The sequence below is a fragment of the Pseudomonas sp. D47 genome, assembly GCF_045447305.1.
Classification (GTDB): Bacteria; Pseudomonadota; Gammaproteobacteria; order Pseudomonadales; family Pseudomonadaceae; genus Aquipseudomonas.
Window position 1 is genome coordinate 397,443 of the sequence record NZ_JBJGXU010000001.1, and the last position, 15,794, is coordinate 413,236.

Below are 15,794 nucleotides of genomic sequence, written 5' to 3' on the forward strand. Positions count from 1 at the left end.
GACTCCGGATACGTTCTGTAAAACCTCCCCCACTTCGCTCTTCCCCGCCTCGTCTACCCTTGAAAAACCCGCAGGAAGCGGCCTCTCTTTCAAGGAACGAGCATGTCCCTCGCCATCGTCCACAGCCGCGCCCAAATTGGCGTCGAAGCCCCTGCCGTCACCGTCGAAGTGCATATGGCCAATGGTCTGCCGTCCCTGACATTGGTGGGCCTGCCGGAAACCGCCGTCAAGGAAAGCAAAGACCGCGTGCGCAGCGCCATCCTCAACTCGGCGCTGCAATATCCAGCGCGGCGCATCACCCTCAACCTCGCGCCCGCCGACCTGCCCAAGGACGGCGGGCGGTTTGATTTGGCGATTGCCCTCGGGATTCTGGCAGCCAGTGTGCAGGTGCCGGCATTGATGCTCGATGACGTGGAATGCCTGGGGGAATTGGCACTGTCGGGCGAAGTGCGAGCAGTGAAAGGCGTGTTACCGGCAGCGCTGGCGGCGCGCAAGGCCGGACGCACCGTGATAGTGCCTCGGGCGAATGCCGAGGAGGCGTGCTTGGCGTCGGGGTTAAAGGTGATTGCGGTGGATCACTTGCTACAGGTGGTGGCGCACTTGAATGGGCATGTGCCGATTGAGCCTTACAAGTCCGATGGCCTGCTGTACTTGAATAAACCCTATCCAGACCTTAGCGAAGTACAAGGGCAGTTGGCGGCTAAGCGCGCGCTGCTGATTGCGGCAGCAGGCGCGCATAACCTGCTGTTTAGCGGGCCACCTGGCACCGGCAAAACCTTGCTCGCCAGCCGCTTGCCCGGTTTGCTGCCGCCGTTGAGTGAACAGGAAGCCTTGGAAGTGGCGGCGATTCAGTCGGTGGTCAGCCTCGCGCCGCTGAGCCATTGGCCGCACCGCCCGTTTCGCCAGCCGCACCATTCGGCGTCGGGGCCGGCACTGGTGGGCGGCGGGTCAAAACCGCAACCGGGGGAAATCACCCTCGCCCATCATGGTGTGTTGTTTCTGGATGAGTTGCCGGAGTTCGATCGCAAGGTCCTGGAAGTGCTGCGCGAACCGCTTGAGTCGGGGCATATCGTGATTTCCCGTGCGCGCGACCGGGTGAGTTTCCCGGCACGCTTTCAACTGGTGGCCGCCATGAACCCCTGCCCTTGCGGCTATTTGGGCGAACCCAGTGGACGCTGTCGGTGTACGCCAGAGCAGATCCAGCGCTATCGCAATAAACTCTCAGGGCCGTTGCTGGACCGGATCGACTTGCACCTGACCGTCGCCCGGGAAACCACGGCACTTAACCCGGCCCAACAGCCTGGCGATAACACGGCGAAGGCCTCGGCTGAGGTTGCCGAAGCCCGCGAGCGCCAACTAAAGCGCCAGGGCTGCGCCAATGCCTTCCTTGATCTGCCCGGGCTACGCAAACATTGCCAACTGGCGAAAGCCGATGAAAGCTGGCTGGAAAGCGCCTGCGAGCGGCTGACATTGTCGTTGCGAGCGGCTCACCGTTTGCTCAAGGTGGCGCGCACGCTGGCCGACCTTGAGCGGGTTGAGCACATCACTCGGCATCATTTGGCCGAGGCATTGCAGTACCGGCCTGCAGCGGTGGGCTAGCTTGAAAACCCAAAATATGTGGCACGTCGGCTGTCGTGGCGAGCAGGATTGTTTTGGCAAGCCCGCTCGCCACAACAAGCCCGCTCGCCACAGAAGAATGCGGTGGCCGCCAAAAGTGGTGCGGAGGCCTAGGCGCGCAAATCCAGCAACAGCCTCGCCACTTCCATCACCTCATCCAACACCGACTCCGCCGAATCGGTGGAGGGATTCAGCATCAGGTCATCGGCATAACCCATCGCCATCGCGAAGATCTGCCGGGCAGCGCGCTGGGGCGAATCACACCGGAACACGCCAGCGGCGACGCCCTGTTCGATCACCTCGGCGAGCATGCCTTGCCATTGGGCGTTGATCACCAAATACGCCTGGGCCATTTGCGGGTCGTGCATCGCCTCGTCCCAGGCGTCCAGCCACAGTGCCCAGCCGGCATCGGCGGTACACGGCAGGCAGTCGCGCAAGAAACCCACCAGCGCCTCAAGCGGCGGCAAGCCCACCAGCGGCGCGCGCACTTCATCCAGTTGCTCATTGGCAAAACGCACAAAGGCTTCGCGGCGCAGTTCATTCCAGTCGCTGAAGTAGTGGTAGACGTGGCTGCGCGACAGGCCGGCATGTTCGGCCAAGTCGCGGGTGGACACATCGGCAAACCCCTTGCTGCGAAACAGTTCCAGGGCAGCGGCGATGATCTGGTCTTTACGGTCGATACGCGACATGGGCAATTCCTTCAGGCGCCGGTAGATAAACGGCGCTTGCTTTTTGAGCGATCGCTCAAGGATACTTGAGCAGTCGCTCAATAATAGCGTCTATCACTCCTTTGGTGCACCCCATGTCATCCGCCACCCCGAAAATTCTGATCGAAGAAAGCAAGAAAATCGGCCAACAGTCCGCCAGCCAGACGTTGAAAGCCATCGCTCGGGCTTATCCCGGCAAGTTGTTCTGCACCTTGTCGCTGGTTGCGCTGGAGAATGCGCTGCTGCTGGCGTACCCGCTGTTTGCCGGGTTCGCGGTGGATTCAATTATCCGTGGCGATGCCGGCAGCGCGTTGTTCTACGCCGCCGTAGTCTTGGCGTTCTGGGTCGTCGGGGCGGCGCGTCGGGCGTTGGACACGCGCACGTTCACGCGGATCTATGCCGACCTCGCGGTGCCGGTGATCCTCAATCAGCGCCTGCAAAACCACAGCACCTCACGGGCTGCGGCGCGGGTGGTGTTGGCACGGGACTTTGTCGACTTCTTCGAAAAACACGTGCCGATCATCGCCACGGCGTTGGTGTCGATCGTCGGCGCGGCGGTGATGTTGTTGGTGATCGAACCGTGGATCGGCCTGGCATGCCTGACCGCGTTGCTGTTGTGCACCACCTTGCTGCCACGCTTTGCACGGCGCAATCAGGAGCTGCATGAACGCTTGAACGACCGCCTGGAGAAGGAAATCGGCCTGGTGGAAAAGGTCGGCGCACAGACCTTGCAGCGCCACTATCAAGTACTGTCGCGCCTGCGCATCTGGCTGTCTGACCGCGAAGCCGCCGCGTTCCTGTTTATCGGTACGCTGGCAGCCCTGCTGTTTGTGGTGGCGATCAGTCAGTTGGCGTTGTCGCCGGCGGTCAAGGCCGGCCACGTGTACGCCGTGATGACTTACCTGTGGACCTTCGTCAGCAGCCTGGACGAGGCGCCAGGCATGGTCGATCAACTGGCGCGCCTCAAGGATATCGGCAAGCGCGTGGACCCAGGCCTGGGCGAGCGCTAGGTATCGGTCACCGCCCCATTGTCCAGCGCCTTGACCACTCGCAGGCCTTGGCGATTTCTACTGGAGGGGCACGCATCATTAGGCCCCTTCCTTGGCCGTCACCACCGCCTCGGAAACCGGCGTAACCTGCACGCTGCGACGTGGCAAGCGGCCATTGAGCAGCGCGTACGCGGCCAATCCGATCAGCAATCCCCAAAACGCTCCACCGATCCCCAGTAGGGTGATATTTGCGGCGCACGCCAGGAAGGTGATCAACGAGGCTTCACGGGATGTGACGTCAGCCATAGCGTTGGCCAGGCTGGCGCCGATGGTGCCAAGCAGGGCCAACCCGGCCAGTGTGGTAATGAACGCCGCCGGGAGCGCCATGAATACGGCGGCCAGCGTCACCCCGAAAACCCCGACGAGTATGTAGAACACACCTGCGGCAACCCCCGCGACCCAACGCTTGTGCGGATCCTGCGAAGCTTCCTTGCCAGTGCAAATGGCGGCGGTGATCGCTGCGACGTTGAACGCGTGAGAGCCGAACGGTGCCATTAACAACGAGCCCAGCCCGGTAACCGTCAGGATCGGGTTGGCGCTGGTCTTGAAACCATCGTTGCGCAATACCAGCATGCCCGGCATGTACTGGCCCGTGAGGGTGATCAGAAACAGCGGGAGCGCCACACTGAGCAGCGCATTGAGCGAGAACTGCGGCGCGGTGAATACCGGCGCGGCCAACTGCAAGGACAGGCTCGACAGATCCACGCGCCCCTGCAGCAGCAGAAATGCCAGCCCCAGCACCAAAATGCCAACGACGGCGTAGCGGGCGGTAAACCGCTTGAGTACCCCATAAGCGGCAATCAACAACCCGACCAAGACAGGGTCCAGGCTCATGCCACCAAACGCGCCGATGCCGAACTGCAGCAAAATGCCCGCCAGCATGGCCGCAGCAATGCCCGGCGGAACCAGCCGAATGACTTTTTCAAAGAAGCCGGACAGCCCCAGTAATACAAACGCAGCGGCTGAAATCATGTAAGCGCCGACCGCCTCGGCGTAAGGCGTGGTAGAGAGCGCGACCACCAGAAACGCTGCGGCGGGGGTCGACCACGCGGTGATAATCGGTTCACGGCTCAGCCAACTGAGAAACAGCCCGGTCACGCCAACGCCAATTGAAATCGACCAAACCCACGAGGCTGTCAGTTCGGGACTGAGCCCGGCCACCTTGGCAGCCTGAAACACCAGAATAAACGTGCCGCCATAATTGACGATGACTGAAATCAGCCCCGCAATCACGGGCGGGAAAAGGTCGCGCAGGCGTAGCGACGACGGCGATACCAGAGAAGACATGGGTGTGTTGCTCCTTGCAATAAGAGGGATTGAGCCTTGCCTGATGGGTCAGTTACCGGGGAAAGCCTGAGACACAGGTGCAAGCCTACGGCTAGACTGGCCTGCTGTTGCAGACCAATTCATCCAAATGGGGCAGACCGCATGGCGAAAACCTTCGAGCTGGAAACGCTGCAGATGCGGCTCAACGAGGAAGAGTTTCAGCTTCTGGATCTGCACCAACGCATTCAGCGCGCACTGCGTGCGCTTATCCTCGACGGGGCGCTTGCGCCCGGCCTGAAGCTGCCCGCGACGCGGGTACTGGCCAAGTCATTAGGCATTGCCCGCGATACGGTGGAGAACGCCTACGTGCAGTTGCAACGCGATGGTTTCATCGTACGGCGCGAGGGCTCCGGCAGTTATGTGTGCGAGGCCGTAGGCGCCCAATTGCGCGGCGCCTCCCGCCGACGCATCAAGGCGCAGGAAGTCAAAAGCAGCCAGGCGATAAGCGGCGCCGGCTTGAGCCAGCGGGGGCGAATGATCCTCGACAGCGGTGGCGTGTGCGACCAACAGGTAATCAAAGCATTCGCCACTGGCCTGCCCGAAACCCGCTCCTTCCCGACCGACGTTTGGGAGCGCCTGCAACGCCAGGTGATGAAAGACTGTCGCAGTAGCGTGCTGTTGCACGGTGACCCGCAAGGGGCCGAGCCGTTACGCAACGCCATCGCCACCTACTTGAACCTCGAACGTGGGGCCAAGTGCTCCCCCAATCAGGTGGTGGTGCTGAGCAGCACTCGCCAGGCTCTGTTTTTGTGTGCGCAGTTGCTAGTGGACGTCGGCAAACCGATCCTGCTGGAGAATCCGGGTTACTTTGGCGCCAGGAAAGCCTTTGAAACCGCCGAGACCAAGGTAGTGCCCATCGATGTCGATGGTCAGGGCATACGCACCGACCTGCTGCACGCCGATCGCAGCGGCGCCAATTGCGTGTATGTCACGCCCTCTCATCAATACCCGACCGGCGCCACGTTAACGCTGGAGCGACGTTTTGAATTGATCAACTGGGCCGCGGAAAAAGGCAAATGGATCATCGAGGATGACTACGACAGCGAGTTTCACTACGACGGCAAACCCACTGCCTGCGTGCAGGGCCTGGACAAGTATCAGCGCACCCTTTACATCGGCACCTTCAGCAAGACCCTCTACCCCGGCTTGCGCATGGGCTACATGGTGCTGCCCCATGAACTGACCAAAGCCTTCACCTACGCCCGCAGCATGATGGACGGCCACACGCCGCAAATCCTGCAACTGACACTGGCGCGCTTTATGGAGGACGGTCACTACAACGCCCATGTACGCGCGATGCGCAAACTCTATGCCGGGCGCCAAGCCATCATGCTCGACGCCATCGGCAAGCACCTGGGCGATGTCGTCACGGCATCTCGGCCCCAGGGAGGCCTGCAAATCCCCTGCGTGTTGCATGAAGGTTGGTCGGAAGAAACAACCATCCGCCAGGCCGCCAGCGCAGGCGTGCAACTGCCCGGTCTCAGCCGACTGTATGCCGGTGACGAAAAGAAACAGGGCTGGCTATTGGGCTACTCGTCCTTGACCGCACATGAAATCGAAACCGCCATGCTGCGCCTGGCGAACGCGCTCAAAACCCGCTAGCCCACGGCCCACAGGGGCTGCTCAGTAGCGGGCGCTTTTGTGTCGACTTCAGCGAAACCGGTCTACTTCATGCCGCAAACCTGCCGCCAAGGTCTCCAGCTCCTTGGCGGTAATCGCCAGGTTCGACACCACTTCACGCTGCTCGCTGTTGGCCAGCGCAATGCTCTGCAAGTTGCTGCTCAGCAAGGTCGCGGTGCTGCTCTGCTCTTGGGTAGCGGTGGTGATCGCCGCAAATTGCTGACCCGCCGAGCGGCTTTGCTCGTCGATCCGCGCCAGGGCCGAAGCCACGTCGGCGTTGAGCGACAGGCCTTCCTGCATCAACACGTTGCCGTGTTCCATGGTGCTGATGGCGTTGCCGGTTTCCTGCTGGATGCTTTGGATCATCCCGGAAATTTCATCGGTGGCCTGGCGGGTGCGCGAGGCCAGGTTGCGCACTTCGTCGGCGACCACGGCAAAACCGCGGCCTTGTTCACCGGCGCGGGCGGCTTCGATAGCCGCGTTGAGCGCCAACAGGTTGGTCTGTTCGGCAATCGAGGTGATCACACCCACGATCCCGCCGATTTCCTGGGAGCGCTGGCCCAAGGTATTGATCACCGTGGCCGTGCTGTTCAGCGCGGTGGCGATATGTTCCAGCGACGACGAGGCCTCTTGCATCGAGGTCCGGCCGATGCGGATTTGCTGCGCGTTTTCCTGGGCCAACCGCTCGGTGTTGCCCATGTTGTCGGCGATGTTCAGCGAGGTGGCGCTAAATTCTTCCACCGCGCCGGCCATGCTGGTGATCTCGCCGGACTGCTGCTCCATGCCTTCATAGGCGCCACCCGACAAACCGGACAACGCCTGGGCACGGCCGTTGACCTCTTCGGCGGCCTTGCGGATATGCGAGACCATGGTCGACAGCGCTTCACCCATCTGGTTGAAGCTGCGCGCCAATTGGCCGATTTCATCATGGCTGGACACATTGAGACGCGCGCTCAAATCACCCGCGCCGAGGGCTTCGGCTTGGCGTACCAAGTCACTCAGCGGCTGCAATTTGCTGCGCAGCAACCACACCGCCGCGCCTACCGCCAGCAACATCGCCAGCACGCTGCCGATCACCAGTCGAATACCCACCGCCCAGGTCACTGCGCGGATTTCGGACTTCGGCATGCTCGCCACCACCGCCCACGGGCCGCCGTCGAACGGTACCGAGACACTGTAGAAATCTTCGTTCTTGTCGCTCCAGAAGCTGCCTTTGCCTGGGTTCTTGGCCAGGTCGAGCATCACTGGGATCGCCTGGTCCAGCGCCTGCACGCCGGCCGGTGGCACCAGCCAGTGTTTCTGTTCGTCCAACAAGGCCAGGGAGCCGGTCTGGCCGATACGGAAGCGCTTGAGGTTATCGAACTGGGCCTTCTGCGCGTCGGTGTAGTCGAAACCGACAAACAGCACCGCAATCACCTTGCCGGCAGCATCGCGCACAGGGGTGTACTGGGTCATGTAGGAGCGGTCGAACAGCACAGCACGGCCGACATAACTCTGCCCGGCGAGCAGCCGTTGATAAGCCGGATGCTGGTGGTCCAGGGCCGTACCGATGGCGCGACTGCCGTCTTGTTTGGTCAGGGATGTACTGACGCGAATGAAGTCTTCGCCGCTGCGCACGAACACGGTGGCCACACCGCCGGAGGTGTCCTTGAATTCATCGACCTCATCGAAATTGTTGTTCAACAGGTCGAGGCCCAAGAACAGGCTCGGTGTCTGTACGCCAGCCACCGTGACCTGCTGCTCCCCACGCACACTCAAACCGGCGCCGAAGCGCTTTTCAAACAGCCCGCTCAAACGCTGGGTACTTTCGCGCAAGGTGCTGTGGAAGGTATTGAGTTGGTCAGCAAGCAAGCGCGCCTCGCTGGCCAGGTGCTCCTCGCGCGTGTCGAGGTTGGCAGAGTCGAGGGAACGCAGGGCGAAAACCGTACTGCCGCTGATAACGACAGCCAGAATCACGGCGAGTGCGAGGCCTAACTGGGAGGCAATCCGAGCACGAGGTTGAGACATGACAGCTCCTGGCCGAGGCCAGGATCATCCTGATCTCTTAGCGCTGCTCGGCAAATTATCGGGTGGGAAACGTTGGCACGGTGCGTTCCAACACACCTTCTTCGGCGGGCGCGGGCAATACTTGAGCGATTCACAGGGGTATCGCGCAAACGATTGCACAAAGGTGTGTAGCGCCTCAGTCGAGGCGCTCGACCTGGGGTAATTCCATGGCCTTGACCTCACCCTGGAGAAACTCCGCCAACCGCCGTAAGCGCTCACCGCCCGGACGGGTTTTAGGCCACACCAAATAGTAATTTTCCCCACTCGCCACCGCCGTCGGCCACGGCAGGCTCAATCGCCCCTGGGCCACGTCTTCGGCCACCATCAGCAGGTCGCCCATAGAGACGCCGTACCCGCGCGCGGCAGCGATCATGCCCAATTCGAGGGTGTCGAACACTTGCCCGCCCTTGAGCGACACCTGGGACGACAGCCCCATGCGCTCGAGCCAATTGCGCCAGTCGCGGCGGTCGGGCGTTGGGTGCAGCAGCTCAGCGGACGCCAGGCGTGTGACATCCCAGGGCCCGTCTTCCAGCAGGTTCGGTGCGCCCACCGGGATCAGCAGCTCGGGGAACAGGTAGCTGGCCTCCCAGTCCGCCGGAAAATGCCCGTAGCTGAGCAATACCGCGCAATCGAACGGCTCCTGGTTGAAGTCCACTTCATCCACGCTCATCCACGCACTGGTCAGTTGCACCTCATTGCCCGGCTGCAACGCCCGGAAGCGGCTGAGGCGCGCCAGCAACCAGCGCATGGTCAGGGTCGATGGCGCTTTCATGCGCAGGATGTCGTCTTCGGCATTCAGGGTATGACAGGCCCGCTCCAAGGCGGCGAAGCCCTCACGCACACCGGGCAGCAGCAGGCGCGCCGCTTCGGTGAGCTGCAGGTTGCGGCCGCTACGCTGGAACAGGCGGCAGGCGAAATGCTCTTCGAGCGTGCGGATATGCCGGCTGACGGCACTTTGCGTGATCGACAGTTCCTGCGCCGCCCGGGTGAAGGAGTTGTGCCGTGAGGCTGCCTCGAATGCGCGCAGGGCATAAAGCGGGGGGAGACGACGTGCCATAAATGAACCTGCGACAGGGCAATACCGAACCCTACCATGAGTTTTAATCATGTAAACGATCGCTTTTATCCTTTTGTGTAATGCGTCAGGAGCGCCGAGAATCAACCCTTTCCCAACCCTTCGACTTTTTGAGCGTGATGATCATGCAGCCTCCGGTGCGTACTGAACTCTGGGCCATTCTGCGGCTGTCAGGGCCGTTGATTGCCTCACAGTTGGCGCACATGCTGATGGTGCTGACCGACACCCTGATGATGGCCCGCCTGAGCCCCGAAGCCTTGGCCGGTGGCGGCCTGGGCGCGGCGAGCTATTCGTTCGTGGCGATTTTCTGCATCGGCGTGATTGCCGCCGTCGGCACCCTCGTGGCCATCCGCCACGGCGCGGGCGACATCGAAGGCGCCACTCGCCTGACCCAGGCCGGGCTTTGGCTCGCCTGGCTGATGGCCTTGGTGGCCGGCTTGCTGCTGTGGAACCTCAAGCCGGTGCTGCTGATGTTTGGCCAAACCGAAACCAACGTGCACGCGGCGGGGCAATTCCTGACCATCCTGCCGTTCGCCCTGCCCGGCTACCTGAGCTTCATGGCGTTGCGCGGCTTTACCAGTGCCATCGGCAAGGCCACGCCGGTGATGGTGATCAGCCTGTGCGGCACGGTGCTCAACTACTTCCTCAACCATGCGCTGATCGAGGGCATGTTCGGCCTGCCGAAACTCGGTTTGATGGGCATCGGCCTGGTCACGGCCATTGTCGCCAACGGCATGGCCCTGGCGCTGATGTGGTACATCCGCAGTAACCGGGCGTATGCGGCCTACCCACTGAGTTCGGGCCTGCTGCGCCTCAACACCCAGTATCTGCGCGAGCTGTGGCGCCTGGGCCTGCCGATTGGCGGCACCTACGCGGTGGAAGTCGGCTTGTTTGCCTTCGCCGCGCTGTGCATGGGCACCATGGGCAGTACGCAATTGGCGGCGCATCAGATTGCCCTGCAGATTGTTTCGGTGGCGTTCATGGTGCCGGCGGGGATGTCGTACGCGATCACCATGCGCATCGGCCAGCATTACGGCGCCGGGCAGTTGCTGCAGGCGCGCATGGCGGGGCGGGTTGGTATCGGCTTTGGCGCGGTGGTGATGTTGGGATTTGCGGCAGTGTTGTGGCTGTTTTCCGATGCGCTTATCGGGTTATTTCTCGACCATAACGACCCGGCCTTCCATGACGTTATCGTCCTGGCCGTCAGCTTGCTGGCCGTAGCCGCGTGGTTTGAGTTGTTCGACGGTGTGCAGACCATCGCCATGGGCTGCATCCGTGGGCTGAAAGATGCCAAGACCACCTTTCTGGTGGGCTTGGGCTGCTATTGGCTGATCGGCGCGCCGGCCGCGTGGTTGATGGCGTTCACCCTCGGCTGGGGGCCGACCGGCGTGTGGTGGGGCTTGGCGCTAGGCCTGGCGTGTGCGGCAGTCAGCCTGACGTGGGCGTTTGAGGCGAAGATGAAGCGGATGATTCGCCGGGAGCCGGAAATACAGCCTGTATTCCAAGCCATGCAACCTGACTAATAGGATGTACTCGGTCAATGTGGGAGCTGGCTTGCCTGCGATGGCAGGCACCTCGGTGTGTCAGGCATAACCAGGTGATGCCATCGCAGGCAAGCCAGCTCCCACAGTGTTGATTGGGTTCGCAATTCAACCCAGCAAAGCCTGCTGGCTTTTACCGAACGTCAAATATTCCACCAACTCCGGCAACGGCAACGGCTTGCTGATCAAGTAACCCTGGGCCTGGTCGCAGCCGAACAACCGCAACAGCGCCAGCTGCTCAGGGGTTTCCACGCCTTCGGCCACCACTTCCAGGTTGAGGTTGTGGGCCAGGTTGATCATGGCGTGCACCAGCTTGCGGTTTTCTTCGCGCTCTTCCATACCGCCGACAAAGCTCTTGTCGATCTTCAGCAAGGCAATGGGCAGGCTGTTGAGGTGCACAAACGACGAAAACCCGGTGCCGAAGTCATCCAGGGAAAACCGCACACCCAAGCGGCCGAGGGCGTCCATGGTCTGTTTGACCAAGTCACTGCGGCGCATCACGGCGGTTTCGGTCAGTTCAAACTCCAGCCACTGCGCCTCCACGCCGCGCTCGGCAATCAGCCGGCTGAGGGTTGAGAGCAATTGGCTGTCCTGGAACTGGCGAAACGACAGGTTGACCGCCATGTGCAGCGGCGGCAGGCCGCGTTCGCGCAGGTTTTGCATGTCGCGCAGGGCTCGGGAGATCACCCAGTAACCCAACGGTACGATCAGGCCACTCTGTTCGGCCAACGGCACAAATTCGCTGGGCGGCAACAACCCACGCTCACCGTGGCGCCAGCGCACCAAGGCTTCCAGGCCGACGATATGCCCATCGTCCAGGTCCAGGCGCGGTTGGTAATGCAGTTCCAACTCGTCACGGCGCAACGCACGGCGCAATTCACTTTCCAGGTCGGCCAGGCTGCGCGCGTTGCGGTTGATGCGTTCGTTGAAGATATGAAACGTGCAGCCTTGGGTGCTTTTGGCTTGCTGCATGGCGATGTGCGCGTGCCACATCAACGGGTCGGCGCCGGCGCGCGCGCGGGCATGCGCCACACCCAGGCTGCAGCCGATCAGCAGGCTTTCGCCGTCGACCCAATAGGGTTCGGCCATGGCTTCGGTGATGCGTTCAGCCATCCATTCAGCACGCTGGGGCGCGCGGCGGGTATCAATCAGCAGGGCGAATTCGTCGCTGCCCAGGCGCGCCAGTTGGTCGCCAGCTTCGAGCTGGCTCTTGAGGCGCGAGACCACTTGCAGGATAAGCCGGTCACCGGCCTGGTGGCCTAATGCGTCGTTGGCATGCCGGAAATTGTCGAGGTCGAGATGGCCGAGGGCCAGGCCACGGCCTTCGTTTTCAGCCAGCCGCGCCGCCAGCAAGGTCTGGAACCCCTGGCGATTGGCGATACCGGTGAGCGGGTCCTGTTCGGCCAGGCGCTGCAAGGTAGCCTCCAGCACGCCACGCTCGCGGACATGGCGCAGGCAGCGGCGCAATATATCGGCATCCAATGCATTGAGGATCAACCAATCGCTCACGCCCACGGGCGAAACCAGCGGTTCCTGTTCCAACAGCAACACACACGGCAAGTTGCAACGGCCGGGGCCGGGTTGCAGATTGGGCGTGGTCAGTAGCACAGCAGTGTGGTCGTCATCGAACAGACGGCTCACCGAGTCCCAGTTGGGCGCGCTGATCAGCACAGCCCCATCGCCCATCGGCACCAGGCACTCGCGCAACAACGCTGCCCACGCTGGCTCATCGGCCAGTAGCAGCAAACGCAAGGGTTCGACAGGCGTAGACAAGCTAGCTCCCTAGACTCTGCAAAATTTCGTTGGCGGCCGGCATTATGACGCGCGGCCTGATAATCACCAATGATAAGGGTTATCAAATACGCTGGCTGTAAGGATTAGCCTCAAAAAGCCCCCTACATCCTGCGGCAAAGTAACAAAACCGGCAAATTTAGATCGAGTGGTACGTCACACTGTCGTTCTGTGAGAGCAGAATCCTGCGAGCCTGTTAAAATGCCCGCCCTTTTGAACAACGACTCCTAAAACTCTGTATGTCCCGACTCAATCCCCGGCAGCAAGAAGCCGTGAACTACGTCGGCGGCCCTCTATTGGTGCTCGCCGGTGCTGGCTCCGGCAAGACCAGCGTGATCACCCGCAAGATCGCGCACCTGATCCAGAACTGCGGCATCCGCGCCCAGTACATCGTCGCCATGACCTTTACCAACAAGGCGGCGCGCGAAATGAAAGAGCGTGTCGGCACGCTGCTCAAGGGCGGCGAAGGCCGTGGCCTCACGGTGTGCACGTTCCATAACCTGGGCCTGAACATCATCCGCAAGGAGCATGCGCGGCTGGGCTACAAGCCGGGCTTCTCGATCTTCGATGAGACCGATGTGAAGTCGCTGATGACTGACATCATGCAAAAGGAATACGCAGGCGACGACGGCGTAGATGAGATCAAGAACATGATCGGCGCCTGGAAAAACGACCTGATCCTGCCGCCCCAGGCCCTGGAAAACGCACGCAACCCCAAGGAACAGACCGCCGCCATTGTCTACACCCACTATCAGCGCACGCTCAAGGCGTTCAACGCAGTGGACTTCGACGACCTGATCCTGCTGCCGGTGAAACTGTTCGAGGAACACGCCGACATCCTCGAAAAATGGCAGAACAAAGTCCGCTACCTGCTGGTGGACGAGTACCAGGATACCAACGCCAGCCAATACCTGCTGGTGAAAATGCTGATCGGCAAGCGCAACCAGTTCACCGTGGTAGGCGACGACGACCAGTCGATCTACGCTTGGCGTGGCGCGCGCCCGGAAAACCTGATGCTGCTCAAGGACGACTACCCGTCCCTGAAAGTGGTGATGCTGGAGCAGAACTACCGCTCCACCAGCCGCATCCTGCGTTGCGCCAACGTGCTCATCTCCAACAACCCCCACGAGTTTGAAAAACAACTGTGGAGCGAGATGGGCCATGGCGACGAGATTCGCGTGATCCGCTGCCGCAACGAAGACGCCGAAGCCGAGCGCGTAGCCGTCGAATTGCTGACGCTGCACCTGCGTACCGATCGCCCCTACAGCGACTTTGCGATCCTGTATCGCGGCAACTACCAGGCCAAGCTGATCGAGCTGAAGCTGCAGCACCACCAGATTCCCTATCGGCTTTCGGGTGGCAACAGCTTTTTCGGACGCCAGGAAGTAAAAGACCTGATGGCCTACTTCCGCCTGATCGTGAACCCAGACGACGACAACGCCTTCCTGCGCGTGATCAACGTGCCGCGTCGGGAGATCGGCTCCACCACCCTGGAAAAGCTCGGTAACTACGCCACCGAACGCAAGATCTCGATGTACGCCGCCACCGACGAAATCGGCCTGGGCGAACACCTGGACACGCGCTTCACCGACCGCCTGTCGCGCTTCAAACGCTTCATGGACAAGGTGCGCGAGCAGTGCGCCGGCGAAGACCCGATCAGCGCGCTGCGCAGCATGGTCATGGACATCGACTATGAAAACTGGCTGCGCACCAACAGTTCCAGCGACAAAGCCGCCGATTACCGCATGGGCAACGTCTGGTTCCTGATCGAAGCGTTGAAAAACACGCTGGAGAAGGACGAAGAAGGCGAGATGACTGTCGAAGACGCCATCGGCAAGCTGGTGCTGCGCGACATGCTCGAGCGCCAGCAAGAAGAGGAAGACGGTGCCGAAGGCGTGCAGATGATGACCTTACATGCCTCGAAGGGCTTGGAATTCCCCTACGTGTTCATCATGGGCATGGAAGAGGAAATCCTCCCGCACCGTTCCAGCATCGAAGCCGACACCATCGAAGAAGAACGGCGCCTGGCCTACGTGGGCATTACCCGCGCACGTCAGACGCTGGCCTTCACCTTTGCCGCCAAGCGCAAGCAATACGGCGAAATCATCGATTGTGCCCCCAGCCGGTTCCTTGACGAGCTACCGCCGGACGACCTGGCCTGGGAAGGCAATGACGACACCCCGACCGAGGTGAAGGCCGTTCGCGGCAACACCGCCTTGGCGGATATACGCGCGATGTTAAAGCGCTAGAATCGACTACTTTTTAATCTACTTTCGGCGCACACCGCGCCATTAGAGGAAGCTTTCCGTGGAAGCACTGCACAAGAAAATTCGCGAAGAAGGCATCGTGCTTTCCGATCAGGTACTCAAGGTCGACGCCTTTTTGAACCACCAGATCGACCCGGCGCTGATGAAACTGATCGGCGACGAATTCGCCGAGCGGTTCAAGGACTCGGGCATCACCAAGATCGTCACCATCGAAGCCTCGGGCATCGCGCCGGCGATCATGACTGGCCTCAACCTTGGCGTACCGGTGATTTTTGCCCGCAAGCAGCAATCCCTGACGCTGACGGAAAACCTGCTGTCGGCGACCGTGTATTCCTTCACCAAGAAGGTCGAAAGCACCGTGGCGATCTCCCCGCGCCACCTGACCAGCAGCGACCGCGTGCTGGTGATCGATGACTTCCTGGCCAACGGCAAGGCGTCCCAGGCGCTGATCTCGATCATCAAGCAAGCCGGCGCGACTGTCGCGGGCTTGGGGATTGTGATCGAGAAGTCGTTCCAGGGTGGCCGTGCGGAGCTGGATGCGCAGGGTTATCGGGTTGAGTCGCTGGCACGGGTGAAGTCGCTGGCTGGCGGCGTTGTGACCTTTATCGAGTAATCGATAACACCCCAAATAATTGGGGTGGGCACAAGTCAAAATGTGGGAGCTGGCTTGCCTGCGATGAGGGCCCGACAGTCGACATCTCTGTCGCCTGACACCTCGCTATCGCAGGCAAGCCAGCTCCCACATTTGATTTGTA

Annotated in this window: 11 protein-coding genes; 6 read left to right on the plus strand and 5 right to left on the minus strand. The window is 61.3% G+C overall.

All coding sequences use genetic code 11. The annotated features are described in order from the left end of the window. Window positions 1-102: 102 nt before the first annotated feature. The gene (locus ACI77I_RS01875; RefSeq protein ID WP_094948732.1) at window positions 103-1,599 is read left to right on the plus strand and encodes a YifB family Mg chelatase-like AAA ATPase; all 1,497 of its coding nucleotides are present in this window, start codon (window positions 103-105) and stop codon (window positions 1,597-1,599) included. Window positions 1,600-1,727: 128 nt separating this feature from the next. Here ACI77I_RS01875 and ACI77I_RS01880 read toward each other — a convergent pair whose 3' ends face one another. Continuing rightward, entirely contained in the window at window positions 1,728-2,306 is a 579-nt protein-coding gene (locus tag ACI77I_RS01880) for a TetR/AcrR family transcriptional regulator (RefSeq protein ID WP_406996858.1), read from the minus strand. A gap of 113 nt (window positions 2,307-2,419) precedes the next feature. Between ACI77I_RS01880 and ACI77I_RS01885 the strand changes: the two genes are divergently transcribed. After that, complete coding sequence (locus ACI77I_RS01885; protein WP_094948730.1) at window positions 2,420-3,334, plus strand: ABC transporter six-transmembrane domain-containing protein; 915 nt, start codon at window positions 2,420-2,422, stop codon at window positions 3,332-3,334. Window positions 3,335-3,412: 78 nt separating this feature from the next. Here ACI77I_RS01885 and ACI77I_RS01890 read toward each other — a convergent pair whose 3' ends face one another. Continuing rightward, entirely contained in the window at window positions 3,413-4,660 is a 1,248-nt protein-coding gene (locus ACI77I_RS01890) for a benzoate/H(+) symporter BenE family transporter (protein WP_094948729.1), read from the minus strand. A gap of 141 nt (window positions 4,661-4,801) precedes the next feature. Between ACI77I_RS01890 and ACI77I_RS01895 the strand changes: the two genes are divergently transcribed. Continuing rightward, the gene (locus ACI77I_RS01895; protein WP_242153466.1) at window positions 4,802-6,301 is read left to right on the plus strand and encodes a PLP-dependent aminotransferase family protein; all 1,500 of its coding nucleotides are present in this window, start codon (window positions 4,802-4,804) and stop codon (window positions 6,299-6,301) included. Between the two features lie 48 nt (window positions 6,302-6,349). Here ACI77I_RS01895 and ACI77I_RS01900 read toward each other — a convergent pair whose 3' ends face one another. Both ACI77I_RS01900 and ACI77I_RS01905 read right to left on the minus strand, forming a co-directional pair. Next, a complete protein-coding gene (locus tag ACI77I_RS01900; RefSeq protein ID WP_406996859.1) occupies window positions 6,350-8,326 on the minus strand; it encodes a methyl-accepting chemotaxis protein in 1,977 nt (658 codons plus the stop codon). 175 nt (window positions 8,327-8,501) lie between these two features. Continuing rightward, window positions 8,502-9,422 (minus strand): LysR substrate-binding domain-containing protein, encoded by a 921-nt coding sequence (locus tag ACI77I_RS01905; protein WP_406978902.1) that lies wholly within the window; start codon window positions 9,420-9,422, stop codon window positions 8,502-8,504. Between the two features lie 137 nt (window positions 9,423-9,559). On the opposite strand from ACI77I_RS01905, the gene ACI77I_RS01910 reads away from it, so the two are divergent. Further along, a complete protein-coding gene (locus ACI77I_RS01910; RefSeq protein ID WP_094948725.1) occupies window positions 9,560-10,963 on the plus strand; it encodes a NorM family multidrug efflux MATE transporter in 1,404 nt (467 codons plus the stop codon). A gap of 126 nt (window positions 10,964-11,089) precedes the next feature. Here the strand turns inward: ACI77I_RS01910 and ACI77I_RS01915 are convergent, their stop codons facing one another. Continuing rightward, a complete protein-coding gene (locus tag ACI77I_RS01915) occupies window positions 11,090-12,754 on the minus strand; it encodes a bifunctional diguanylate cyclase/phosphodiesterase (RefSeq protein ID WP_094948724.1) in 1,665 nt (554 codons plus the stop codon). A gap of 257 nt (window positions 12,755-13,011) precedes the next feature. Here ACI77I_RS01915 and rep point away from each other — a divergent pair, with 257 nt between their 5' ends. Together rep and ACI77I_RS01925 are read left to right on the plus strand one after the other, a co-directional pair. Continuing rightward, window positions 13,012-15,021, plus strand: a complete 2,010-nt coding sequence (gene rep / locus ACI77I_RS01920) for a DNA helicase Rep (RefSeq protein ID WP_094948723.1) — start codon at window positions 13,012-13,014, stop codon at window positions 15,019-15,021. Between the two features lie 58 nt (window positions 15,022-15,079). Then, window positions 15,080-15,652: a xanthine phosphoribosyltransferase gene (locus tag ACI77I_RS01925; protein ID WP_094948722.1), complete on the plus strand. Its 573-nt coding sequence runs from the start codon at window positions 15,080-15,082 to the stop codon at window positions 15,650-15,652. Window positions 15,653-15,794 lie beyond the last annotated feature (142 nt).